The organism is Campylobacter concisus (assembly GCF_003048905.1).
Taxonomy (GTDB): domain Bacteria; phylum Campylobacterota; class Campylobacteria; order Campylobacterales; family Campylobacteraceae; genus Campylobacter_A; species Campylobacter_A concisus_V.
Genome location: NZ_PIRO01000001.1, coordinates 568261 through 592476 on the forward strand (window position 1 = coordinate 568261; position 24216 = coordinate 592476).

The following is a 24216-nucleotide window of genomic DNA, read 5'->3' on the forward strand; positions in this document are numbered from 1 at the left end:
GGAATAAGTTAAAGCCTGACTATTTTAGCTCCATATCCACCTTGATTTGCCGGTGCGTCAAAAAATTCTTTCACACTTGGATGCTCTTTTAAGAAATTTTTAACTGCAAAGGCAAGCTTGCCAGTGCCGATGCCGTGAAATACGCTAACCTCGTCAAATCCCATAACAAGACTATCTGAGATAAATTTATCCAGTTTTGCTATCGCCTCATCAGCTCTCATGCCATGCAAATCAAGCGAGAGTGAGGCTATCTTTGGTTTATCGACATTTAGGCTCACGCCACCTTTTTTAGGCAAGACTACTTCGTTGCCATTTTTTCTTAAAAGCTCGAGTGGCACGCGCAAATTTATGCCATTTGACTCGATCATCGCGTCATTTTTAGAGATGCTTAAAACCGTGCCTTTGATATTTTCATACTTCACTCTATCGCCTACTTTTAGGCTCTCACGCTCAGTTTTTTTAGGCTTAACGATGGCAGTTTTTTTCTCATTTGCCACATTTAGAGCTCTTTGCTTGTCTTTTATGTCCTTGAAATTTATAACAGCTTTTGCCGCATTTATCGCTTCATAATACTCTTTTTCTAGGCGCGAAATAGTCGCATTTAGCCTGATCTCATTTTTCTCTTTTAGCTCTTTTTGCTCCTCAAGCAAGCGCTCCAGCCGCTCCTCTTTTGCCGTGACCTCTTTTATCCCCTCATCAAGCTTGGTTTGTAAATTTAGCGTCTTTGTGATGATCTCGTTTAAATTCTCTTTATCTTCGCCGTAAATTTTCTTTGCCTGAGCCACTAAATTTTGAGATATGCCGTATCTTGCCGCCGTTTCAAAGGCATAAGACTTGCCGATCGTGCCTTTTAAAAACTCAAATTTAGGCCTTTGAGCTACCTCGTCGTAAAGTGCCGCCACTAGCTCAACCTCTGGATTTTTAGCTAGCAACATCGCAAGGCGCTTGTGGTGGGTTGTGATGATCATTTTGATATCTTGGGTAATGAGTCGCTCTATCATGACGCCATACAAGCTCGCAGCCTCTTCAAAATCGGTGCCAAGCTCGATCTCGTCGATGCCGATGATGATCGATTTTTTAGTAAAAAGCCTTGCAAAGTGCACCATCCTGCCAGCAAAGGTCGAGATGTCGTTCTTCACACTTTGCGGATCTTCTATGATCGCGTCAAATTCTTTAAAAGAGCCGATGCTTGAGCGGTTTGCGTCGATACGCATAGGTAGTAAATATTTTGCAAGTAACGTGGCTGAGATGATTGATTTTAAAAGCATCGACTTACCACCAGCATTTACACCGGTTATTAAAAGCACCTTTTTACTAAAATCCACGCTCACACTTTTTGGATTTTTTAGCGCTGGATGGGCAAATTTCTCAAGTTTTATGATGTGCGAGCTATTTGGCAAAACAAACTCATAATCACGTGATCTAGCCAAATTTACGCGCGCCTGATACGCGTCAAACTGATCAAAAGCGTTATTTATAAATTTCAAAAAGAGCAGACTCTTGCTCATCTGTAAGCTAAATTTCTTGCAGTGTTCAAAAATGATCTCTTCTTTTCTATCAAGTAGCTCACTTTGCTCCTTTTTTAGGCGCTCGGTACTTGCAGGTGCTACGTAGAAGTAGCCGCCTGAGCTTCTAGCGATCACGGTGCCTTTTAGGACGTGATTAAAACCTCCACGCACCAAAAGTGCCTCTTGTGAGTTTATGTAGTGCGTCTGGGTGTCGACTAGATAGGGCGTGATGTGCTTTGAGTAGATGAGCTTTTTAAGCTCGGCGTCGATCTGACGTTTTTTCTCGCTAAAAGCCTGCTTTATCGCGTGAAATCTCTCATCCACGCTGTCGCTAAACTCGCCGTTTTCATCAAAGCTGTTTGCCATCTGGCTCATCGCTTCAGGGATTTCAACCTTTGCGATCCACTCGCCAAGTCTGCCCTCAAATTTTTGCTTTTTTAGATATGAAAAATACTTAATAATCTTTGCAAACTCGTAAATTTCACTGATATGAAGCACTGCTTGCTTGCTAAGTCTCATAAGCGCGTCATCAAGTTCTTTTATCTCATCAGGCGCCTTAAAATCATACTTTGAAAGCTCGCTGATGTTTTCAAAGTGGATTTTGCTGTCGCCTTGTAAAAATAGCGGTTTTTGCCTTGCTAAAAAGGAGTTAAATTTCTCTAAATACTCGCCCAAATCGAGCTTTAAAAATATCTCTTCAGTCATTGCTCACAACTTTTTATAGGCACGATAACGCCTGAGAGATCACTAAATTCTCTTTTAGCTAAAAATGACGCTGTGCCAAATTCGTAGTTAAATTTCTCAGCGCTCACGTTGTATTCGCCGCATTTTAGTGTTTTGCCCTGCTTAAAATCGCTAACTAGCTTTGAGATGGCGTCCTCATTTTTTGATAAATTCTCTTCGTAAAAATAGACGCAAACAAGGATCGCTACAAGCACCGCGCTAACGAGCACTTTTATGCCTTTACTGATCTTTTCATCTTTTATCGCCCAGATCGCTCCAAAAAGTAGCATCACGCCGGCGATTATTATCAAATTTCTTACCATTTCACGCCTTTATATTTTGCGATAAGCTCTTTGTAAAGCTCAGCATGAGGCTCGATCTTGTCTAAAATCTCAGCCTTAACCTCACTTATATCTTGTTTTTCAACCAGCAAGCAAACAGCCATATACGGGGCATTTGGCAGCATATCTTTTATATGGACGCTATTTAGTTTTTGTGACCTTGCAAGCGCTATCAAGATATCTTTTTTGCCTAAATTTATAAGGCTTGAAATTTCATCCTCGCTTAGCTCTTTTTCTTTTATCTCTTTTAAAATTTCATTTTCATCTTGAGGCTTGAAAGTGCTTAGATCCATTAATATCCGCCTCTTAGCTGCACGCTGATATCACCCGCTCCAAAACCAACTACGATGCCGTCACTTAGGCGGTTTTTTACGCCAAATTCATCTGTAAATTCAATGCCGTCCTCGACTCGCTCGACCTTATCTGTAAAAATCGGGTTATACTCGCTAAATTCGCTCTTCATATCAACCTCGATCGGATTTTCTCCAGCTGCATAAACTGGCAAGATGACAAGCTCATCAACGCCTTTAAAGCACTCTTTAAAGCCAGGTAAATTTGTGCTAAGTCTTGTGTAGCGGTGTGGCTGAAATATCGCTGTGACGCTGTTTATACCTAAAATTTTGGCGTATTCAAAGACTGATTTTAGTGTCGCTTTTATCTCGGTTGGATGGTGTGCGTAGTCATCTATTAGAACGAAATTTTTATTTGCGCTAAGTATGTCAAAACGCTTTTTGATGCCTTTAAAATTTAGTAAATTTTCTCTTATATCTTTAAGCGGCGTCTCGTGCATCGCAGCAAGGATGGCTAAAGATGCGTCTATGGCGATGTGCTCGCCCATGCCAAAGGCTTCAAATTTGCCTAAATTTTTAAGATTAAAGCTGGTGTATGGCTGATAGTCTCTTACCACCATCGTAAGCTCGGTGATGTCGGTGCTTGGGTAAAGCCTGATCGCATCAAGCTTAAGCGTGCTTAAAAACTCGTCCTCAGCGTTTATCACTCTAACTTTTGCGCGCTCCAAAAAGCCCTTGTAGGCTGCGTAAAATTTAGCTAAATCGTAGTCGTAGTGTTCCATGTGCTCTGGCTCTGCGTTTGTGACGATGGCTAGATATGGGTTTGAGTTTAGAAAGCTCGAATCGCTCTCATCGGCCTCAAATACGACGTTGTCACTCTTTGCATAGCGCATATTTGAGCCAAACTGCTTTGAGATGGCGCCGATTATGACTGAGCCTTCGATTAGGCTTGCTAGCATCGCTGAAGTCGTGCTCTTGCCGTGCGCACCAGCTACTGCAAAAACACACTTATCCTCAAGCACGTAAGGCAAAATTTCTTTTCTTGAAAAGCACTTTATGCCCTTTCTCCTAGCCTCCACTAGCTCGATATTGTCCTCTTTTATCGCAGCTGAGTAGACCACAAAGTCTTGGTCTTTTATCGCCTCTTTGCAGTGCGGCGTGATGACTTCGATGCCTTCATCTTTTAGCTCTAGTGTCGTCTTACTCTCTTTGATGTCGCTGCCGCTTATCTTGTGGCCTTTTTCGTGTAAAAATCTAGCGATGGCTGAGATGCCGATACCACCGATGCCTATGAAATGGACTTTTTTGATTTCGTTGTTTAGCTCTTGCAAATTTTATCCTTAAGTTTTTCGTGATTTTAACAAAAACTACTAAATTTAAGGCTGAAAATGGCTTTTATTTGCTTAAAGTAAAGCTTTCATCTATCAGGTCAAAAACTGTTTTTCGTGAAATTTTGGAGTTTAAATTTACACTGATCCAGTGCTTTTTGTTCATATGATATGCCTTAAAAATTTGCATCTCATCAACTAGCACCATCGCTAGATCAGGGCTGCATTTTAGATTTAAAACTTCTATCATCTCGTCATTTTTAAGGCCTAGCTTACTAGCGCTTATCTCCATAAGCAGTGCAAACCACTTCTCATTTTTCTTATGGCGAAAGGCACTAAAATTTGGATATTTTTGGAAAATTTGCTCACCTAAAATGTCAAATTTCTCTTTTATATATCTCTCAACGTCACTTTGTTTCAAATTTCACTCCAAAATTCCTTTAAAGAGCGCTCATTATCATAGTTGTGATGGCACATTACTCAACTCACAATCGTGATAACTTTTACTAAATTTGCTCTTTTCTACCTAGGCACAGCGTTTTATCTTTTAAATTTCGCCTCTATCTGCATAAAACCCCAAGTGCTTCTAGCCTCGCTAAGCTCCTTTTTGCTAAGCTCATCTATCATCATCTCTTCATTTTTACCAAGCCTATTTTTAACTTCACCAAACGGATTAATAAGCATCGAATCGCCGTAAAAGCTCCACTGCGTATCATCACTTTTGTGGCTTCCTACGCGGTTTACGCGCAGCACGTAGACGTTATTTGTAAAGGCCCTAACCTTTAAAAGCTCCTCCCAGCGTGCCTGCGAGAAAAATGTACAAGCCGTTGGTACGAGTACGATATCAACCTTTTTAGCACTCATATACGCCCAGCACACATCAAAGTGCGCCTCATAGCCAAACATGACGCCGACCTTAAATTTCTCGTAGGTAAAAATAGGCAAATTTAGCTCATCGCTTGTGTTATTAAAGAATTTCGCCTCATTCCAGTGAGCGTAAGGCATGAGAATTTGCTGATCATATAGCTTGACTTGGGTTGGGGTAAATTTGGCTAGACTTTTAAAAATTTCCTTGCCTTTTAGATTTACAATGGGTGCAACGATATTTAGATCATACTTTTTTGCCATTGCAAAAAGAGCCTCTTTTTTGCGCTCGCTTTGCTCTTTTATAAGGCTTTTTGGCATACTAATGAGCTCTTTAAAAAAGCTATTTAGCACATATTCGCCCAGCACAACAAGTCTTGCATTTTCGTCCGCACAAATTTTTAGATAATAATCAAGCCTTGCCTCGCTTAGCGGCTGCGTTGGTAGCTGAAGGGCACAAATTCTACTCATCATCCACCTGCTTTATGCTAAGTTTTGCATTTTCTAAAATTTCTCTTGCTTCATTTAAGAGCTTTTTGCCCTGCTCGTGCAGCTTTATGCTATTTTCTAGGCTCACATCATCTTTGTTTAGATCGTTTAAAATTTTATCTGCTAGGGCTAATTTTTCTTCAAAGCTTTGCTCTTTTTGCTCCATTTTCTATCCTTTTAATATATTTTTTATATATCCATCAAATTTTTCTATCTCGACCAAAAATGCGTCGTGGCCGTAGTTGCTATCTATCTCTACAAAATTTGTCTTCGACTCTCGCCCCATCTCGCAAAGTGCGTCATAAATTTCTCTCATGCAGCTTGGCGGAAAGAGTAGATCGCCCTTAAATGCGATTAGATGCAAATTTGCTTTTATTGGCGCAAGGGCGTCTTTTAGGTTGTCATAGTGTCTTGTACAGTCAAAGATGTTCATCATTTTTACGATGTATAGATAGCTTAACGGGTCAAACCTCTTTGGGAAGTTATAGCCGTTATACTCCATGTAGCGGTCCACCTGAAAGCGCCCAGAAAGCTCGTAAAGACCGTCTGTCTCCACGTAGTTTCGTCCAAATTTCTCATCCATACTATCAGGGCTTAAAAAGCTGATGTGCCCAGCCATCCTGCCAAAAGCCATGCCTTTTAGCCCATTTTTTCTTATAAATTCTGCGTCGTACTCGCCATTTTTGAAATTCTCATCGTTTAAAATAGCTTCGATGGCGATTTTGTTAAAAGCTATCGCCCATGGCTTGGTCTGATAGGTACTTGCTAGCATTACGATATCCTGCGCAAATTCTGGAAACTCGATAGCGTAGCAAAGTGCCTGCATACCGCCAAGACTGCCACCTATCACGGCTCTTGCCCTTGTGATGCCAAGCTCGCTAAATAACCTCATTTGCGCCTTTACCACATCACTTATGGCAAGGACTGGGAAATTTAGCCTATACTCTTTGCCACTGCTTCTATCCACACTTAGTGGTGAGGTAGAGCCAAAGCACGAGCCTAGGATATTTACGCAGATAACGTAAAATTTATCGGTATCAACCGCCTTTTTACTGCCTATTAGCCCGTCCCACCAGCCAGCTTTCTCATCACCTGCGTAGGTGCCAGCTGCGTGGTGCGAGCCAGTTAAGGCGTGACAGATCACGATAACGTTGCTTTTATCGGCATTTAACGTGCCGTAAGTCTCATAAATAAGCTTGAAATTTGATAGCATACGGCCACTCTCAAGATAGAGTGGCTCGTTAAATTTAATAGTTCTAGTTTGCAGATTTAACACTAATTAACTTTGTAGTTTGGTGCCTCGTGAGTGATAACTACGTCGTGGACGTGGCTCTCTTTTAGTCCTGCGCTTGTTATCTCGACAAATTCGGCTCTTTCTTGAAGAGTTGGGATATCTTTTGCGCCGACATAACCCATAGCGCTTCTTAGGCCGCCTATTAGCTGATGGATCACATCTTTTATACTGCCAGCAAATGGCACACGGCCTTCGATGCCCTCAGGCACAAGCTTGTCTTGAGCGGTGCCCTCTTGGAAGTAGCGATCAGAGCTACCCTTTGTCATAGCGCCGATCGACCCCATGCCGCGATATACTTTGTACTGGCGACCTTGGAATGTTATAAGTTCGCCTGGGCTCTCCTCGCAACCTGCAAGTAAGCTACCAGCCATAACGCAAGCTGCACCTGCTGCCAGGGCTTTTGCCACGTCGCCTGAGTATTTTAAACCACCATCTGCGATAACTGGGATGCCATATTTCGCTGCCTCGCTTGCGCAGTCATCAATGGCAGAAATTTGAGGCACACCAACACCAGCAACGATCCTTGTGGTACATATTGATCCTGGTCCAATGCCTACTTTTATGCCGTCCGCTCCTGCTTCTGCTAGGTCTTTTACAGCCGCTGGGTTTGCGATATTGCCAGCTACGACATCGACTTTAAAATTTGCTTTTACCTCTTTTAAAGTATCAATAATACCCTTTGAGTGACCGTGAGCTGAGTCGATGACTATGACGTCTACGCCAGCATCAACTAGTGCTTTAGCACGGTCAATCTGACCAACACCAATAGCCGCTGCTACGCGAAGTCTGCCGTAGCTATCTTTGTTTGCGTTTGGATACTCTTTGCGTTTTTTTAGATCTTTTATAGTGATAAGCCCATCAAGTCTGCCATCTTTATCGACGATAGGTAGCTTCTCAACTCTATTTTGAGAGAAAATTTTCTCCGCATCATCAAGCGTGCAACCCTTTGGTGCGGTGATAAGCGGTGCTTTTGTCATGCGGTCTTTTACCAAAGTGCTCATATTTGTCTCAAATCTCAAATCGCGATTTGTTAAAATTCCTATTAATTTACGGTCCTTATCGATGACTGGAACGCCTGAAATATGAAGATCTGACATAAGGCTTAGAGCTTCAGCCACGGTTGCTTCTGGATTTATAAAGATAGGATCGATGATGACGCCACTTTCGCTTTTTTTGACGCGTTTGACCTCTTTTGCTTGGCTTTCGATGTCCATGTTTTTGTGGATGACGCCGATACCGCCGAGCCTCGCCATCATGATAGCAGTTCTATGCTCAGTCACCGTATCCATCGCAGCAGAGACGATCGGGATATTTAGCGTGACATTTTTGCTGATCCTAGTTTTCACATCAACTTGCTTTGGCAAAATTTCAGAGTACTGCGGCACAAGAAGCACATCCTCAAATGTTAAAGCTCTCTTTACTATCTTCATATTTTTATCCTTTTATTAAATTTTCTAAGCTCTTGGCACCGTTTATCAAGGTCTGTTCGTTCCACGCTTTTGCGATGAGCTGGGCGCTCACGTTTAAATTTTGATCATCTTTGCCAACTGGCACAGAGATAGCTGGTAGGCCTGCTAAATTTACGCTAATCGTATAGATGTCGCTTAGATAGGCCTGAAGCGGATCGCTGTGTGCTCCAAATTTATAAGCTGTGCTTGGAGCAACTGGCATGAAGATAAGATCGTTTTCTTCTAAAATTTTCTCGTACTGAGCTTTTATATGCGCTCTTGCTTTTTGCGCTTTGATGTAGTAAGCGTCGTAATATCCGCTACTTAGCACAAATGTACCAAGTAAAATTCTTCTTTTTACCTCTTCACCAAAACCCTCAGAGCGTGAGTTTATATATAGCTCTTTTAAATTTTTAGCATCCGCACGTCTACCGTATCTTACGCCATCATAGCGGCTTAAATTTGCGCTTGCCTCTGCGGTTGCTATTATGTAGTAGGTTGCTACATCATATTTTGAGTCTTCAAAATTTGTGTAAGTTACGCTGTGGCCGTGTGATTTTAGCTTTTCTATAGCTAAATTTAAAGCAGTTTTTGTCTGCTCGCTTGCGTTTTCGACGTAGTTTTTGATGACACAAATTTTTAGCTTTTTGTTGCCATCTATCTTGTCGCTAACGCTCACAAACGGTACATCTGCGCTCGTGCTATCTTTTGGGTCATGTCCAGCGATCGCGTCATATAAAATGGCTGCGTCTTCTACGTTTTGAGCGATCGGACCTATTTGATCAAGGCTGCTTGAATACGCGCCAAGGCCGTATCTACTCACTCTGCCGTAAGTTGGCTTAAGTCCTACACATCCGCAAAATGCCGCTGGCTGGCGGATCGAGCCACCAGTATCGCTACCAAGTGCTGCGACTGCAAGGCCAGCTACGACTGCTGCTGCTGAGCCACCACTACTGCCGCCTGGTACATGGGCATAATTTAGTGGGTTTAGAGTCTTGCCGTAAAATGAGCTCTCAGTCGTGCTTCCCATCGCAAATTCGTCCATATTTGTGCGGCCAAATGGAGCTAAATTTTTGCCAAGTAGCTTCTCGATAACAGTTGCATTATATGGTGCTACGTAGCCTTGTAAAATTTTAGAAGCGCTTGTTACGTTCCAGCCTTTTACTTGGATGTTGTCTTTTATAGCGATAGGCACGCCCTCGCCTAGTTTTGCGATCTCTAAATTTGCTAGCTGCTCGACATAAGCGCCAAGCTCTTTTTCTTTTATGATTTTTGCCTCAAGCTCGGCTCTTAAATTTTTTATCTCTTCAGCTGAAAATTTCAAAGCTTCTTTTAAAGTTACCACTATTTTTATCCTTTAAATTTATTAACCAAAAATATGCCAAATAAGCTAATAACGACCACCGCAGCGATCGTTGCTATTATGATAGTTGCGCTTACTGGCTCACTTAGCACTTATGACTTCTTCACATCTTGGGCATAGCGCATCTTCTTTGCTAGCGTTAAATTTCCAGCATCTTGGGCATTTGTGAAGGTTGCTTGCTATGATCTTAAATTTATCACCCTCAAGCTCGAACTCAGCTAGTGGCTCGCTATCATCGTAAGCTTTAACCGAGCTTACCATGTAAAGATCGGCCACTTCGCGCTCGTCGTAGCTTGTGATGCTATGACTTGTGGTCTCTAGGCTTAGCTCTAGAGTTGATTTTATCTTTTTGTCCTTCTTAAGAACGTCCACGATCTCGTTAAATTTCTCCCTGCCGGCAAAAAGCAGCTCATCTTCAAAGCTAAGATCAAAAATGATAGGCTCATAGACTAGATCAAACGCGTCTTTTGCCTCGCCTTTGATGATCTTTGGAGCGTAGTCCATCACCTCATCAACGGTGTAAGTAAGCGTTGGAGCGATGAGTGGCAAAAGTGCCTTTGTGATAATCGCCATTGCGCTTTGAGCTGATCTTCTTCTTGGAGCGTCTTTTGCGTCGCAGTAAAGCCTATCTTTGCAAACGTCAAGATATACGCCGCTAAGATCGGCTGATAAGAAATTTAAAAGGATATTAAAGCCCTTTGAAAAGTCATAATTTCTAAAGCAAGCGCTCGCCTCATCAAAGACCTTTTTAGCGCGTGCTAAGATCCACTTATCAAGGATGTTAAATTCTGTATTTAGGCTTTCTAGGTCATTTACGTTTGCTAGTAAAAAGCGGATTGTGTTGCGGATTTTGCGGTATTGCTCGCTGATTTGCTTTAATATATCTTCGCTTATTTTTAGGTCGCTTGAGTAATCACTCATGCCAACCCAAAGGCGTAAAATTTCTACGCCGTGAGTTTTGGCCACGTCTTGTGGAGCGATGACGTTGCCCTTGCTCTTGCTCATCTTCTCACCCTTAGCATCGACTGTAAAGCCGTGAGTTAGGATGCTCTCATAAGGTGCGTGAGAATTTATAGCTGTGCTTACTAGAAGCGAGCTTTGAAACCAGCCACGGTGCTGGTCTGAACCCTCTAGATACATGCTTGCAGGGTATTTGCCAGCATCGTAGTTGTCGCTTTGCAAGACCGCATGCCATGTCGAGCCGCTATCAAACCAAACGTCAAGGATATCCATCACTTTTTCTAAATTTTCAGCATTGTATTTTGAGCCCTTTGGTAAAAGCTCGTCTATACTTAGCGCCCACCACGCATCAGCGCCTTTTTCTTTAAAGATGCCTGCGATGTGGTCTAAAATTTCACTATCAAATATAACTTCTTTTGTCGCTTTATCTCTGAAAAACGCGATCGGCACGCCCCAGTCACGCTGACGAGAGATACACCAGTCTGGGCGATTTTCTATCATTGAGCCTATTCTTTTTATGCCAACACTTGGATAAAATTTAACCTTTTCAAGCTCTTTTAGCGCTGTTTGTCTAAGTGTTTTTCCGCCTAGTTTAGCCTCGTCCATAGCTATAAACCACTGCTTTGTAGCTCTATAAATAACAGGCTTGTGCGTTCTCCAGCAGAATGGATAAGAGTGTCTAAATTTAGAGACGCTAAGTAAATTTTTGCCAAGTAGCTCTAAAATTTTTTCATTTGCTTTAAAGATGTGCATACCGACAAACTCGTCTACCATGTCGCTTCTAAATAGTCCGTGATGTTTTAGGCTCTCATCATAGCAGCCACCATCATCAACTGGCATCAAAATTTCACTAAAACCATATTTCAAACATACGTAGTAGTCGTCCTCGCCGTGTCCTGGAGCTGTGTGAACAAGTCCAGTACCACCATCCATCATGACGTGATCGCCTAGTAAAAATCGTGACTTTCTGCCGTTTAGTGGATTTATCGCGTGAGTATTTTCAAGCAGGCTTGATTTAAACTCTTTTTTGATCTCGCCCTTACTTAGACCACTTTGCACAACGCTTTCAAGTAGTGGCTTTGCAAATATCAAATTTTCAGCCGTTAGCACATAAATTTCATCTGGTTTTAGGCTTATTGCTTGGTTTGCTGGAAGTGTCCAAGGCGTAGTTGTCCAGATGACAGCGCTTGCCTCTTTTACGCCAAGCTTTTCTAGCGCGTCGCCATCAAGCTCAAATGCTACGTAAATAGAGTAGTCCTCTTTCTCCTCATACTCGACTTCAGCTTCAGCTAGCGCCGATCTAGCCGCCCAGCTCCAATAAACTGGCTTACTTCTTTCTATCAAAAGCCCCTTTTTAGCGATCTCGCAAAGTGCTTTGTAGATGTCAGCCTCAAACTCAAATTTCATCGTCATATATGGATTTTCAAAGTCGCCGATGATGCCAAGGCTTTTAAACTCATTTCGCTGAATGTCTATAAATTCTCTCGCATGCTGCCTGCAAAGCTCTCTTATCTCGACCTTGCTAAGCTCTTTTTTCTTATCACCAAGCTTGACTTCTACTTGCTGCTCGATAGGCAAGCCGTGGCAGTCCCAGCCTGGCACATAGCGGACATTTTCGCCGTAAAAATAGTGCGTTTTTGTGATGATATCTTTTAAAATTTTATTTAACGCGTGGCCGATGTGTAGGTGTCCGTTTGCATACGGAGGGCCGTCGTGGATGTTGAAATTTTTAACCGCATTTTGGCGATTTTTCTTCATCTTTTCATAAACCTTGCGCTCTTCGTACCATGATTTTAGTCTTTGTGGTTCATTTTGTGGGAGATTTCCACGCATCGGGAAATTTGTCTCTGGGAGTAAAAGTGTCTCTTTGTAGTCCATTTTTTACCTTGATTTTAAAATTTGCTAATTTTACACCTGTGCTGGTTAAATCACACTGAAAAATAGTATAATGAGGCAAAAAAAGGAGCTTAAAAATGAGACAAAGTATCTTGATAATAGGCGAAGATCTTGAGATAAATAGAGAATTTCTAAACTACATTTTTCAAAGTTACGAGGATCATTTTGGCGAGCTTGGAGTGGTTAGTTTTGCTCCAAAAAATAGCAAAGAGCTACCTTTTATCATCGAAAATTTATCAAAAGATTACGACTTTGTAAGCATTTTTGGCTCGGATGAAAATTTTGCCATCGCTGCAAAGATCGTAGCGACGCTAACTGGGGGCTCGCTCGAGCTAAAAGATAGCACAACTCTTGCACTTAAAGATAGCTTAGACTACTCTAAAAATAGCTTTTTAACCAGCCTAAATAACGCTCAAATAAATCTCATAAAAGCTAATCCAAATGAAGAGATAGGCGAGTTTCTCACCGAGTATGAGCCTGATTTTAGCTACTTTCATCTAATAGACATCGACGCTGATAGCGCGAGGATCCTTATGCTGCCACTTGCTAAAACTTACGAGGTCGATATCACTCTTGCGCAGATCCTGCCAAATTTGATACTAGTAAGAGCAAAAAGTAATAAATTTGGCCAGATCGAGAGCTTTTTACAAGGGATAAAAACGCTATTTTCACAAAAATTTATCCCACAAAAAGATGTGATCGCCTTCGTGGCAAAGAGGCTCATGCAAAAGGGGCTTAAAATTTCATTTGCCGAGTCTTGCACGGCTGGGCTTGCGGCGGCTAAATTTGCAAGATATGGCGGCATCTCAGCTAGCTTTGATGGCTCGTTAGTAACTTATGCAAATCACATAAAGCACGAGTGGCTGGGCGTTGAGGATGAAATTTTAGAAACTTACGGAGCCGTGAGCGAGCCTTGCGTAAAGGCGATGGTAAAAGGCACACTAAGCACGACAAATGCGGACTTTGCGCTTGCTATTAGCGGTATAGCGGGACCAGGTGGTGGCACAGCTAGCAAGCCAGTTGGCACGGTCTACGTCGCAGCTGGCGATAAAAACGGCAACATCGAGGTTGAGAGGCTTCTTTTAAAAGGAGATCGCAACTACATAAGAGAGCAAAGCGTACTAAGCGCCTATCTGTGCTTGCTTCGTCTAAAAAGTGAGATATTTTTTGCTTAAAAATTTGTCTTTAAAATCTTGCGTAAAATTTAACTAGCCAAAAATTTTTATACCAAAAGATTAAAAAAGCCAAATTTAGGAAGCTAAAATGCTTAAAAATTTTTACTACTCACCATTATTGCGTTAATTACATTTGGCACTAAGATGTAGTCGAGCGATATAAAAGTAAGCAACTTGCCTTTTGACTACGCTAGCATTGGCACAGAGCAAATTTTAGCGGATATGCCGATAAAGAGAGTAAAGAAGTCATCACAAAAGATAGACAAGAGCTCATAAAATACGCGACTATGTCATCTATGTGGATGACCTCATAGACCTTAGCGAAGGCAATATCCCGCAAAATGGCAAGAGCTTGGGGTTGGATAAATTTATAAGCAAGATTAGCAGTGGCGAGTTTAGCTCTTATGCCAAATTTATGCAGGCTTACGGCGCTTCATGCCGTGCAAATTTAGACGGTTCGCAAGATCCAAAGTTAGCAGCGCTTCGCAAAAATTTAGCCAACGAGTACAAAAAGCTCATCGTAGTGCCGGTAGCTAGCAACACCACAATAATCGGCTTAGGCGAAAACTCAGGCATAAAAGGCGGCTCGCTTTTGTTAAAAAATGTCCAAAATATTGCGATCCGTAATATGAAGATCGAAGATGCTTTTGATCCATTTCCAGATATACAAAAAAATGACGGCTTTAATGCGCAATACGAGGGCGTTAGCATAGAATCAAGCAAAAACATCTGGATAGATCACTGCCATTTTAAGGACATGGTCGAGCTTGGTCATGTGCATTTAGCAGGCGGAGAGTTTACCAAATGGCAGACTTACGACGGACTATGCGACATCAAGGGAGACAGTGTGGCTATCACGATCTCGCACAACATCTTTGAAAACCATGACAAAACGATGTTAATTGGCTCAAGAGACTCTGACGGCAGCAGCGAAACAAGGACTATAACGGTCGCTCGTAACGTTTTTGACAACTGCGCGCAACGCCTACCTATGGCACGCAATGCAAAGGTGCACGTCTATAACAACTTTTATGACTCAAAAGATGGCTTCTATGACCAAAAATACGCCATTGGCGTGCGCTTTGGCTCGCTAATATACGCTCAAAACAACTACTTTACAAATGGCGTCAAAATAAGCTACAAATGTAACAAAGGCACCATTTTTGAAAGCGGCAACATAGACCTTTCTAAAAAGGGCAGCGTTTGCGAAAAGCTAGATAAACCGCCATTTGAGCCTCCATATAAATTTGAGCTCCTCAAAGCCTCAGACGTCCAAAAAGAGGTAAATCAAAACGCAGGCACAGGCAAACTAGCCGTTATAAAATAAAACCAAAGCCCCGAGCTAGCCAAAACGCTTGGGGCATGAAAACAAAGCTAAATTTTTATATTTTTACAAGATAAAACGCTAGCACATAGCCCATATATCAGCACGCAAAGGCTAACACTTAGCCCAAATACGCTAAGAGCCGCGGTCTGGCTAAAAGAGAGAGTAAAAAACGAGATAAAGCTTGTGATAAATGCACAAAATATCCCATAAATTCGCTCTTTTTCGCTAAGGCTCTCATTTAGTGCAAATATCATGTAGTCAATCCCAACAGCACTTGCAAGGATTAGCCCAAAGACGCCAAAAATGCTTAAATTTACGCCAAAAACGGCAAAGATAAAAAGTGTAAGAAGCGCACCAAAGATGATGACGCCCATCACAAGTGCCGATATAAACGCACTAAAGTAAAACCATAGCAGTAAAAATGCGACCACAAGTGCTGCTATTTTTAGTTTTAGCGCAAGCTCTTTTGCCTGTGTTAGACTCTCATTTAGCGAGTCAGCGAAATTTAGGCTAAAGGCGTTATGACGCTTTAGCATCTCATCACTTGCCGCCCCTTTTACAAAGCCGCTCACGTAAGATACACTCGTATTTTCATCAAGCATAAATTTCTTAAAATCCTTCATTGATTTTAGAGCCAAAATTTCACTCACGCCAAGCTCTTTTTCGCCCAAAACCTTTAAAATTTCACTTCGTATATCATCTTTACTGAAGCCAAATTTCTCATAAATCACATAAATTTGCTCATCATCAAGCGCCTTTTTAAAGGCCTCTTTTAACTCGCTCTGCTCGCTTTTACTTAAAAATATATCACTTAGTGAGCTCTCATCTTTTATCAAATTTCTCTTTTTTAGCTCATCTAAAAGGCTCTTTTCATCACCCAAAATGTCACCTCTTGATCTTGTCACTATCATCGTGTTTTGGTTGTTGCCAGTTAGGTTTAAGATATAAGAAGAGTTTGCTAGCAGGCTCTTTGGCATATTTGAGTAGTCTTTTACATTTTCGCTTTTTAATAAATTTTTAAGATCAAAACCAAGAAAAATAGCTAACAAAATAAGTGAGATAGCTAGAAATTTAACCCCTAAATGCCTTGAAAACGCGCCTGATAGATCACAAAATTTAGTTAAAAACCTATCAAAGAGCTTTGATCTATAAAATTTCACCCCTTCAAAGACTAAAGGCATAAAAAAGTAGCTAGCTAAAAAGGCAGCAACTAGCGCAAATGCCGAAAAGAGCGCCACTTCTTTAAGCAGCCTAAGATCAGAAAATGTAAAAGCCAGATAGCCACTAAGCGTGATAAGTAGGCCTAGCAAGAAAATTTTTAGCATATTTTTTATGCTGCTAGCCCTGATCACTTCGCCCTCGTTTTTGCTAAGCCAGTGCAAGACATAGTCAAACATGAGGCCAATGAGGCTTGTGCTTATTAAAATAGTAAGGATGTTTAGCTCGCCAAGGCAGAGCAAAGTGCCTGCAAATGCCACACTAAAGCCAAATGCAGCGATAAATATCACATAAAAAATGCGTAAATTTCTAAAAGCAAGCATCAAAAATATAGCAGTTAGGCTAAGCGAGACCACGCTCATATAAAGGCTCTCGCTCTCATTTTTTTGCTTTGAAAATGCCTGATATAGCGCACTTGAGTGCACAAAAAGCTCGTTTTGTCCGACTTTTAGCGCATTTAACTCGTTATAAAATTTTATTAGCCCCTCGCTCGAAGCTCCCTTTTTTAACTCGCCTTTTAGCAAGAAAAAGCTCTTTTTGCTGTCCTTTACCTCAAGCATGAGATCTGATAAATTTAAGCTTACGTTGCCATTTTTTGCGCTAAAGCCACTACTTAGCGAGAAAAAATCATCATTTACATTTAAAAGCCTAAAGCTAAAGCTGTTAAAAATTTCCTCTGCGCGCTTTTTGAAAAATGCGTTTTTATCGTTTTTTAAAAGCTCTAGATCAGCCCTGCTCAAAAGTGCGATCTTTGAGCGGTTGATGTCACTTTTTATATCATTTAAATTTACGTCAATGTTCGCCTCAAAGCTCTTAAAAAGCGAGCTTTTAAGAGCTAAATTTTGTACATTTTTGGCTAGATCTTTGGAATTTACCAGCACTAAAAAATTTGACGCCATCTCATCTTGCACCTCTTTTAGCACCTTTGCCTCTTTGGCGTCTTTGAAATTTATCAGTGAAAATATATCAGTTTGGACGTTTTTTAGGCTCACAATCGAATACCCAAGCGAGGCTAAAAAAACAAAGATAAAAGCCAAAATCGTGGCTAGTTTTTTCATTTTAGACTAAACTCATTTAGTGTTTCATCGCCGCTTACCTCGTCAAGCTCGATCTTTTTTACCGCTTCATCGCCACTTATCTTTATGCTTTTAAAAATTTGTTTAAAGAGCAAATTTTTAGGGCTTAGCTCTATACTCCACTCTTTTAGGCTACCGCTTGTTTTTATGTCAAATTCTTTTCTAAGCTCGTTTTCATCTAGGCTGATGATAGCAAGAAAAAGCTTTTCATCAAAATTTGCCGTTGTCTTTTCAAGCTTGCCATTTTCGTTTTTAAAAATGCCGTCTTTGTTTATAAAAACCTTTGAAACGACTGGCTCTAGCGTGTCCCAGTAAAGACCGCCCTTTTCTAGTCTAAATTCGCCCGAGCTTTTTATGCTTTTGTTAAAGCCGGCCAGGCTCTTGGTCTGTGTGAAATTTCCGCTTACACCATCTGTTTTTACTATATTTTTAAGCTCGCTTAGCTCATAGCCAAAGCAAGATATAAAAATGACTAAAAAAAGAGCTATTTTTTTCATATATTTTCCTTTTTTGTGTAAGCTTCGATCGCCTTTTTTAGCGCCTCTGGCATCTCAAAGCAAGTTTGTAAGCTCTTCATATCGATGACAGCTTGCGCGGTATTTGCCTCACTTAGTTTTTCGCTCTTTTCATTTTCTATAAGGTAGTGAAATTTCAAAAATATTTCGCACTCGCTAAGCGTCGTCGTGACCTTGATAGTGTCGTTAAAAAAGGCTGGGCGCACGTATTTTACGTCAAGCTTTACGATAGGAAAGGCGTAACCATCTTTTTTCATAGCGATGTAGTTGTACCCTAGCTTGTCAAGTAGTTCGCAGCGTGCCATTTCTAGGTACTTGACATAGTTGCCATGCCACATCACCTCCATGCTATCAACATCAAAAAATGCCACTTTAAATGTGCTAACGTGTGAAATTTTCAAATTTATCTCCAAAAGTCAAAAAAGTTAAACCACTGCGACGGACTCTTGCAAGCTTGCTCCTCAAGCTGTCTTACATAGCTTTGCACGTATGGCATGACGCTTGCCTTGCGGTCGCGACCTAGTTTTATCTCATCTGCGATGTCACTTAGCTCTATGCTAAATTTATCGCCATTTTTTACGCACCAAAGCGCACTCATTTTTACACCCAAAATGCCAGCTAGCAAGTATGGGCCGTAGTTAAATTTAGCCATCTTGCCAAGGAAGCTCACTTCGACAAATTTATCGCCATTTACAGGCGTCCTATCGCCCATTATGCCGATATTTACGCCGTTTTCTACCGCCTCTTTTAGCTCAAGCATAGCTGCTGCATCGAGATTTTCTACGCTTATTAGCTTGATCTGCCCCTTACTTATCTGCTCTAAAATTTTATAAAAATTTTCATTTCCCTTGCTATAAACCAAGATGATCATACGAAAACTTGGCGATCTAAGCGAAAGTGTCTTGCAAATTTCTACATTTCCTAGGTGGCTTGTTAGCAAAATTCTGCCACGCTTTGATGCCTCAAACTCTTCTTTTATCCACATAAGTTCGTCAATATCTAGCTCATTTTCGAGCATACCATTTTGCCAAATACGAAATTTATCGCAAATCGCAATACCAAATTCATAAAAATTTCTAAAAACACCAGTAGCTGGTTTTTTACCGCTAAATTTCTCTACATTTTGCAAAAATTCTCTTATATTTTTTCTCTCTATTTTTGAAAAAATATAATAAAAACAAACGACGATCATAACGATAGGTTTTATAAGAAAAATAGGCAAATTCTTGGTTAAAAATAAGCTCACCCTTAAGAAAAATTCATTTGATCTTTCGCCTTTTTGCCACCATACGTATTTTTGTCCCCTAAAGACTTTGCCCAGCAAAAATGGAACCAAACTAAAAAAATATTTAGCATGCATAAGGCTTATTAGCACGTTATCTTTTAGCATTTTAAAGTGCGAAACGCCGCCTTTTTCATATCTTACTTTTAGCGGTATCCATCTTAGTCCAATGCCTGCTCTTACGGCATTTACAAGGATTTCCATATCAAATTCCATCCTATTTGACTTGCTTTGAGATATCGCCCACTCAAGCTCTTTTAGGGGATAAATTCTAAAGCCACACATCGCATCTTTTATGTTGGTGTTTAAGGTGTTTACCTTGACCCAAAAATTTGTGATCTTTCTACCATAAAACCTCGATTTTGGCGCATCCTCGCCATAAATTGGATCAGCCATTATCATATCATGCGGATACTTTTTGCTAAGCTCCAAAAACTCAGCCACTTCACTTATGTCATGCTGAAAGTCAGCATCGATCTGAAATGCGTGCGTGTAACCATTTTGCATAGCGTGCCTAAAGCCATCTTTTAGTGCAGCTCCTTTACCGCCGTTTTGGGCTCTTGTAAAAATTTCTACGCCAAATTCGTTCAAATTTTGCAAAGCCTTTTTTGAAGCTTCGTTTGAGCCATCATCAACTATCAAAATAGGCAGATCATAGCTAGCAAGCGCCTCACAAAGGGTTTTGATCTTCTCTGGATGGTTGTAAAATGGTATGAGAAAGAGCGTCTTCATAAGCCCAGCTTTATCCTACCAGCAGCACTTCTAGCGCCATTGCAAAATATCTCAAAATAAACCTTCTCTTCTTTTTGCGAAATTTCTATGCAAAGCTCGTCATTTGGCCTTACAAACTTTAAAAATTTCAGATTCTCTACCACGCACTGATCGCCTATTTCTGCGCCAAGCTCTCTTGCAAATTTAAATACAAAATCAAGCTGCACAAAGCCAGGCAGTAGCGGTAAATTTGGAAAATGTTCAGTAAAGATACCAAGTGCTGGGCTAAGCTTTGTCTTAAATTTATAAATGCCATTTTCGCTACTTTTATCCCAGCTAGGCTCTTCGCTCTTTTCTAAAAGCTCTTTAAAATTTGCTTTTAAAAATTTCCCTTGTGCGTTTTTGCAAAGCGAGCTAACGATTTTAAAATACCTAACACTATTTTTAAACTCAGGCCTTAAAAGCTCATTTAATCTTGCTACAATGCCCTTTTTGCCGCTATCTCTAAAGAGCTTCACACCCTCTTCACTAAGCTCTAAAAGTGCGGCTAGGCGCTTAAATTTTGGATGCGTATCGCAGTAGCAGTCTTTTAAAAGACCGCTTTCAAGCATCTTATTTTCAATGCTTATTAGATTGACCCTTTTGTCATTTAGCTTAACGATCCTATCGATCCTGCCCTTTAGCGTGAGTCTGTTACCCTTTATCTGTGCCCAGTCGCTAGTCTGAAAAAACTCACACCAAGGCGAGCTCACGTTTAGTGCCTCGTCCTCGCTAAGACCTGCCTTTACCTTACTAAAAAGTAAAAGCTCATCGCCTAAATTTCTAGCCACTACACCAGTTTCAGTGCTACCATAGATGTCGATGATGCGCGCACTGCTTAGTTTTGCTATGCTAGCTCTTAGCTCACTCTTTAGGGCTGAGCCGGCACAGATGATGTTTTTTAGCCCTGAAATTTCAGCTGCTCTTGGGCTAGAAATTAGCGTTTGAAGCAAAACTGGGCTTGTTATGAAACTTAAATTTTCAAGATCTAGCTCAAAGATTGCCTCTGGGTAATTTAGCTCCTTGCTAACGGCCTTTGCACCAGAGATGATGGGCAAAAATACCTTAAAAGTAAGGCCAAACATATGCTGATGCGAAACGCTTGAAAAAAATGTATCACTTTCATTAACCCCAAGTTCTTCTTTTAAAAATAGCCCTTCTTCTATCATCGCACCAAGTCTTTTTGGGATATTTTTGCTATTTCCAGTCGAGCCTGAAGTTTGAAGAAAAAAAGTAGAATTTAGATTAAATTTTGGCTCTATATTTCTGACTGGAGCCAAAAAATTCTTGAAATTTTCATCATTGATATTAAATTTATCACTACTAAAAATAGGCTTTGCAAGAAAAATCGGTCTCACGCCGATCGCAAGTGCTCCAAAAAAAGCTACACAAAAGTCAAAAGTTTCACTTAGATAGATCTCTATCTCACTCACGCCATACTCTTTTAAATTTGCCCCAAAAATACCAACTTGTGAGTATAAATTTTTATCAATATCAACAAATTTAAACTCTTTTAGACTATTTTCAAACTCCATTTTTCCTCTTTAAAATAAAAATTTTACGATATAAAATTTCTCCAAAAAACAAAAATCCCATCAAAATATAAGAGACAAAAGAGCAGTAAATACTCCAATAAAATTTATTTTCAAAACACGATAAAACAAATGCAAAAATCGCATTAAATACAAAAAATAAGCACCAAATTTTTGTTAATCCTCTTGTGTAACTAACGACCTTTTCATCTATATTTTTCTCTTTTAATCTAGCAATTTTGGTTATAACAGCCTCACCCTTTAAGCTGTAAAAAAAGATCGCCAAAAAGCCAAGGCTTACGATACTTGGGTATAAAAGTGCTAAATTTACGCTTCTAAAAATAGAACAAATCGCAAAAAATATCCCGGCCGCTAAGCAAACCTGCCTTTTCTTGCCACTTTCAAAATAGGCTCTAAGCCCCCAAAGCACACATAAAACACCAAATATCAAAGTGGCATTTTCTTGCCAAAAAAATAGCACTAAAGGATAAGCAATGCTTACTAAAATTAGCACTAGGTTTACTATTTTATGCTTCAAATTTCTTTGCTACGGCTTTTACGATATCATCAAGCGTTTTTACGTTTTTAAAATCCTCTGGCATCAGCCTATGTCCGGTTTGACGTTTGATGTAATCAATCATATCAATAGCGTCGATGCTATCAATCTGCAAATCCTCATATATCCTAGTTTCTGGCTTTATCTTGCTCTCATCTATCTCAAAAAGATCGATCAAGGCTTTCTTTAAAATTTCAAAAATTTCTTTTTCACTCATAGTTATTTCCTATTTTCGTAAATGTATTTTGCAAGAGAAGATACGCTAAAAAATATCTCTTTTAGATTTGCGCTCTTTGAGTCAAGCACAAGACCATATTTTTTCTGCACCGCAAGTCCAAGCTCTAAAGCATCGACGCTATCAAGCCCAAGACCATCATTAAAAAGTGGCGCATTCTCATCAATATCACTTGGCTTCATATCCTCTAAATTTAAGCTTGTGATGATCAACTCTTTTATATCATTAACTAGCTCTTTCACCAAATTCCTCCTTATAAATTTTACTTATCTCATCATGCATTGCCCTGGCCCTCACGGGGCTTGGCCTATCTTTTAAAAACATATCAACATCAAAATTTTTCATCTCTTTAAAATGATATTTTATCTTTTCATCTGGTATTTTGTACCACGGTTCATTTTTTCTAAGGCTTCTTGGGTGCATATTGATGCCAATACATACAATATTTTTAGCGCCTTTTACACCTATGTAAGCTGCTGCCTTATGAAAAATAATTTCATCTTTCGTACGTGTGCCCTCTGGGAAAATTAATAAATTTTCACCGCTTTTTAAAACCTCCACGCTTTTTTGTAAAAATTCCTCATTATTTGTATTTGGTATATAGTTGCACGCCCTAATAGCCGCAAATAAAAATATATTTTTGCCAAGCTCGCCCTTTACGATGCAGTTTATTCTTTTAAATTTTGAAACTAAAAAGACCACATCAAGAAGCGAAGGGTGGTTTGCTATGACCAAATTTGATCCGCCATTTAGCTTGCTAAGCTCAAATTTATAGTCCAAACGCCCACAATTTTTAGCAACTTTTATAAAAAATCCCCAAGAAATTCTAACTAAATCACGGCATAAATTTTGTATAAATTTAAATTTATTTAGCCCCAAAAGCACCACTGGCACAAGCAGCAAATCTCCGCTTATGCAAATGATCGCAAAAAATAAAAAGAAAGATCCAGTTCTTAAAATTTTAAGGCTCATAGCTAAAATTCCAAGATGAAGAATAACTACAACTTTGCCAGCTTTTTGATATTTTTGGATCAAAATTTACAATAAAGCTTTTTAATAAATTCCCGAAAATTTCTTTTTCTCTTTTAGCTCTTTTTAGAGTTAAAACTCTCTCATTTTTTGCCCCTGAGACAACAAGAGTGAGCATAAATGATGGCTTTTTCTCATCAAAATAACTCTGCTTTATCGACTCATGATAAGCAAGTATTAGTACCTTTTCATATCCATCATTTAGTCTTAAAAATGCCGCTTGCAGCGCATCTTCGACTGGACTAAAAGAGGAAATGGCAAGAATTTCATTGTGATTTTTAGCTTCTATGCTAAGAAGTGACGAGATAGCGTTATGTACCGAAAGTGAAAACGAAGTAGGTGAAACTGGCTCAGCTTTTGCCAGTGCAGTCTCTAGCTCAAAGCAGCGATTTATCTCTCCTTCATATGAGCTAAAAATAACTGGCATATCAAGCTTATCAAAGCCACTAAGTAGGCTAAAAGCGCACTTTGCAGCACTACTTAGCCTTCTTCTTTGAATTGGTGGAATTTTTGCTAGATCAAATTCTTTTTTGTATCTAGCCAGATCCTCGCCGACATCGCCATAAGCTATCGCATCAAAAAAATCAATTTGAAATTTCATTATTTCGCGATATCGCCTTTTAGAGTAACGCCAGACATCAAAGCACCGCTTCCACACTGAAACTGAGTTTTTGAGTTAAATGGATGCTTTTTGTAGTAGCCAGTTAGATTTACAACCTTTGTGCCACCTTCTTTTAATGCTCTTTCTTGGAAAGTCTTTAATGCCGAAAGAAGTGCGATTTGGCATGCCTCTTCATCACTTTTATTAAAACCATTTGTCTTTTTATTTGATGTTAGATCTTTTACAATTACCTGTCCACTATATCCTGTGCCAAAGCTGATACTTACATTTGGTAGTAAGAAATTTTTAGCTTTTGGACCATTTAGGAAGTCAAGTGAGTGATATTTCACATCATCTCTTGCATTAAGACTTGTAGCAAATGCCAAAATGGCAACTAATGAAATTAATTTTTTCAT

General features: G+C 40.0%; 24 protein-coding genes. 2 read left to right on the plus strand and 22 right to left on the minus strand.

Annotated features, from left to right (window positions below):
- Positions 1 to 8: 8 nt before the first annotated feature.
- The 11 genes from CVS95_RS02890 to ileS form a co-directional block, all read right to left on the minus strand.
- Positions 9 to 2213, minus strand: a complete 2205-nt coding sequence (locus tag CVS95_RS02890) for an endonuclease MutS2 (RefSeq protein WP_107695496.1) — start codon at positions 2211 to 2213, stop codon at positions 9 to 11.
- The gene (locus tag CVS95_RS02895) at positions 2210 to 2554 is read right to left on the minus strand and encodes a hypothetical protein (RefSeq protein WP_107695497.1); all 345 of its coding nucleotides are present in this window, start codon (positions 2552 to 2554) and stop codon (positions 2210 to 2212) included. Before CVS95_RS02895 ends, CVS95_RS02890 begins: the two co-directional genes overlap by 4 nt.
- Complete coding sequence (locus CVS95_RS02900; protein ID WP_107695498.1) at positions 2548 to 2865, minus strand: hypothetical protein; 318 nt, start codon at positions 2863 to 2865, stop codon at positions 2548 to 2550. The genes CVS95_RS02895 and CVS95_RS02900 overlap by 7 nt, the downstream gene beginning before the upstream one ends.
- The gene (gene murC / locus CVS95_RS02905) at positions 2865 to 4172 is read right to left on the minus strand and encodes a UDP-N-acetylmuramate--L-alanine ligase (RefSeq protein WP_107695931.1); all 1308 of its coding nucleotides are present in this window, start codon (positions 4170 to 4172) and stop codon (positions 2865 to 2867) included. Before murC ends, CVS95_RS02900 begins: the two co-directional genes overlap by 1 nt.
- An 85-nt stretch (positions 4173 to 4257) precedes the next feature.
- Positions 4258 to 4611 carry an MmcQ/YjbR family DNA-binding protein gene (locus CVS95_RS02910; RefSeq protein ID WP_107695499.1) on the minus strand — a complete coding sequence of 118 codons (354 nt, stop codon included), beginning with the start codon at positions 4609 to 4611 and terminating at the stop codon, positions 4258 to 4260.
- A 119-nt stretch (positions 4612 to 4730) separates the two neighbouring features.
- Entirely contained in the window at positions 4731 to 5525 is a 795-nt protein-coding gene (locus CVS95_RS02915; RefSeq protein WP_107695932.1) for a carbon-nitrogen hydrolase family protein, read from the minus strand.
- Positions 5518 to 5709, minus strand: a complete 192-nt coding sequence (gene xseB / locus CVS95_RS02920; protein WP_004317712.1) for an exodeoxyribonuclease VII small subunit — start codon at positions 5707 to 5709, stop codon at positions 5518 to 5520. The genes CVS95_RS02915 and xseB overlap by 8 nt, the downstream gene beginning before the upstream one ends.
- Before the next feature lie 3 nt (positions 5710 to 5712).
- Entirely contained in the window at positions 5713 to 6819 is a 1107-nt protein-coding gene (gene metX, locus CVS95_RS02925) for a homoserine O-acetyltransferase MetX (RefSeq protein WP_107695500.1), read from the minus strand.
- Positions 6819 to 8267 carry an IMP dehydrogenase gene (gene guaB, locus CVS95_RS02930; RefSeq protein WP_107695501.1) on the minus strand — a complete coding sequence of 483 codons (1449 nt, stop codon included), beginning with the start codon at positions 8265 to 8267 and terminating at the stop codon, positions 6819 to 6821. Before guaB ends, metX begins: the two co-directional genes overlap by 1 nt.
- Positions 8268 to 8271: 4 nt before the next feature.
- A complete protein-coding gene (gene gatA / locus CVS95_RS02935) occupies positions 8272 to 9630 on the minus strand; it encodes an Asp-tRNA(Asn)/Glu-tRNA(Gln) amidotransferase subunit GatA (protein WP_107695502.1) in 1359 nt (452 codons plus the stop codon).
- A gap of 99 nt (positions 9631 to 9729) precedes the next feature.
- Entirely contained in the window at positions 9730 to 12486 is a 2757-nt protein-coding gene (gene ileS, locus CVS95_RS02940) for an isoleucine--tRNA ligase (protein WP_107695503.1), read from the minus strand.
- Between the two features lie 95 nt (positions 12487 to 12581).
- Between ileS and CVS95_RS02945 the strand changes: the two genes are divergently transcribed.
- Both CVS95_RS02945 and CVS95_RS02950 read left to right on the plus strand, forming a co-directional pair.
- Positions 12582 to 13679 carry a CinA family protein gene (locus CVS95_RS02945; protein ID WP_107695504.1) on the plus strand — a complete coding sequence of 366 codons (1098 nt, stop codon included), beginning with the start codon at positions 12582 to 12584 and terminating at the stop codon, positions 13677 to 13679.
- Between the two features lie 298 nt (positions 13680 to 13977).
- Positions 13978 to 15006 carry a polysaccharide lyase family 1 protein gene (locus CVS95_RS02950; protein ID WP_234399995.1) on the plus strand — a complete coding sequence of 343 codons (1029 nt, stop codon included), beginning with the start codon at positions 13978 to 13980 and terminating at the stop codon, positions 15004 to 15006.
- Between the two features lie 47 nt (positions 15007 to 15053).
- Here CVS95_RS02950 and CVS95_RS02955 read toward each other — a convergent pair whose 3' ends face one another.
- The 11 genes from CVS95_RS02955 to CVS95_RS03005 are packed head-to-tail and all read right to left on the minus strand — an operon-like array spanning position 15054 to position 24216.
- Positions 15054 to 17282, minus strand: a complete 2229-nt coding sequence (locus tag CVS95_RS02955; protein ID WP_107695505.1) for a hypothetical protein — start codon at positions 17280 to 17282, stop codon at positions 15054 to 15056.
- Positions 17279 to 17797, minus strand: a complete 519-nt coding sequence (locus tag CVS95_RS02960) for a LolA family protein (protein WP_107695506.1) — start codon at positions 17795 to 17797, stop codon at positions 17279 to 17281. Before CVS95_RS02960 ends, CVS95_RS02955 begins: the two co-directional genes overlap by 4 nt.
- Positions 17794 to 18216: an acyl-CoA thioesterase gene (locus tag CVS95_RS02965; RefSeq protein ID WP_234399996.1), complete on the minus strand. Its 423-nt coding sequence runs from the start codon at positions 18214 to 18216 to the stop codon at positions 17794 to 17796. The genes CVS95_RS02960 and CVS95_RS02965 overlap by 4 nt, the downstream gene beginning before the upstream one ends.
- Before the next feature lie 2 nt (positions 18217 to 18218).
- Positions 18219 to 19829: a glycosyltransferase family 2 protein gene (locus tag CVS95_RS02970; RefSeq protein WP_107695508.1), complete on the minus strand. Its 1611-nt coding sequence runs from the start codon at positions 19827 to 19829 to the stop codon at positions 18219 to 18221.
- Positions 19826 to 21382 (minus strand): AMP-binding protein, encoded by a 1557-nt coding sequence (locus tag CVS95_RS02975; RefSeq protein ID WP_107695509.1) that lies wholly within the window; start codon positions 21380 to 21382, stop codon positions 19826 to 19828. The genes CVS95_RS02970 and CVS95_RS02975 overlap by 4 nt, the downstream gene beginning before the upstream one ends.
- A complete protein-coding gene (locus CVS95_RS02980; RefSeq protein ID WP_234399997.1) occupies positions 21372 to 21860 on the minus strand; it encodes a DNA gyrase subunit B in 489 nt (162 codons plus the stop codon). Before CVS95_RS02980 ends, CVS95_RS02975 begins: the two co-directional genes overlap by 11 nt.
- A 46-nt stretch (positions 21861 to 21906) precedes the next feature.
- Positions 21907 to 22152: an acyl carrier protein gene (locus CVS95_RS02985; protein WP_021090641.1), complete on the minus strand. Its 246-nt coding sequence runs from the start codon at positions 22150 to 22152 to the stop codon at positions 21907 to 21909.
- 2 nt (positions 22153 to 22154) lie between these two features.
- Complete coding sequence (locus tag CVS95_RS02990; protein WP_107695511.1) at positions 22155 to 22412, minus strand: phosphopantetheine-binding protein; 258 nt, start codon at positions 22410 to 22412, stop codon at positions 22155 to 22157.
- Entirely contained in the window at positions 22396 to 23205 is an 810-nt protein-coding gene (locus CVS95_RS02995; RefSeq protein ID WP_234399998.1) for a lysophospholipid acyltransferase family protein, read from the minus strand. The genes CVS95_RS02990 and CVS95_RS02995 overlap by 17 nt, the downstream gene beginning before the upstream one ends.
- Positions 23132 to 23800, minus strand: coding sequence for a beta-ketoacyl synthase chain length factor (locus tag CVS95_RS03000; protein ID WP_107695513.1), 669 nt, complete (start codon positions 23798 to 23800; stop codon positions 23132 to 23134). The genes CVS95_RS02995 and CVS95_RS03000 overlap by 74 nt, the downstream gene beginning before the upstream one ends.
- Positions 23800 to 24216 (minus strand): excinuclease ABC subunit A, encoded by a 417-nt coding sequence (locus CVS95_RS03005; RefSeq protein WP_107695514.1) that lies wholly within the window; start codon positions 24214 to 24216, stop codon positions 23800 to 23802. Before CVS95_RS03005 ends, CVS95_RS03000 begins: the two co-directional genes overlap by 1 nt.

Excerpts from the sequence above, each read along its gene's own strand:
- CVS95_RS02890 (WP_107695496.1), bottom strand. The coding sequence starts at position 2,213 with ATGACTGAAGAGATATTTTTAAAGCTCGATTTGGGCGAGTATTTAGAG.
- CVS95_RS02895 (WP_107695497.1), bottom strand. The coding sequence starts at position 2,554 with ATGGTAAGAAATTTGATAATAATCGCCGGCGTGATGCTACTTTTTGGA.
- CVS95_RS02900 (WP_107695498.1), bottom strand. The coding sequence starts at position 2,865 with ATGGATCTAAGCACTTTCAAGCCTCAAGATGAAAATGAAATTTTAAAA.
- CVS95_RS02915 (WP_107695932.1), bottom strand. The coding sequence starts at position 5,525 with ATGAGTAGAATTTGTGCCCTTCAGCTACCAACGCAGCCGCTAAGCGAG.
- xseB (WP_004317712.1), bottom strand. The coding sequence starts at position 5,709 with ATGGAGCAAAAAGAGCAAAGCTTTGAAGAAAAATTAGCCCTAGCAGAT.
- guaB (WP_107695501.1), bottom strand. The coding sequence starts at position 8,267 with ATGAAGATAGTAAAGAGAGCTTTAACATTTGAGGATGTGCTTCTTGTG.
- ileS (WP_107695503.1), bottom strand. The coding sequence starts at position 12,486 with ATGGACTACAAAGAGACACTTTTACTCCCAGAGACAAATTTCCCGATG.
- CVS95_RS02945 (WP_107695504.1), top strand. The coding sequence starts at position 12,582 with ATGAGACAAAGTATCTTGATAATAGGCGAAGATCTTGAGATAAATAGA.
- CVS95_RS02955 (WP_107695505.1), bottom strand. The coding sequence starts at position 17,282 with ATGAAAAAACTAGCCACGATTTTGGCTTTTATCTTTGTTTTTTTAGCC.
- CVS95_RS02960 (WP_107695506.1), bottom strand. The coding sequence starts at position 17,797 with ATGAAAAAAATAGCTCTTTTTTTAGTCATTTTTATATCTTGCTTTGGC.
- CVS95_RS02970 (WP_107695508.1), bottom strand. The coding sequence starts at position 19,829 with ATGAAGACGCTCTTTCTCATACCATTTTACAACCATCCAGAGAAGATC.
- CVS95_RS02975 (WP_107695509.1), bottom strand. The coding sequence starts at position 21,382 with ATGGAGTTTGAAAATAGTCTAAAAGAGTTTAAATTTGTTGATATTGAT.
- CVS95_RS02985 (WP_021090641.1), bottom strand. The coding sequence starts at position 22,152 with ATGAGTGAAAAAGAAATTTTTGAAATTTTAAAGAAAGCCTTGATCGAT.
- CVS95_RS03000 (WP_107695513.1), bottom strand. The coding sequence starts at position 23,800 with ATGAAATTTCAAATTGATTTTTTTGATGCGATAGCTTATGGCGATGTC.
- CVS95_RS03005 (WP_107695514.1), bottom strand. The coding sequence starts at position 24,216 with ATGAAAAAATTAATTTCATTAGTTGCCATTTTGGCATTTGCTACAAGT.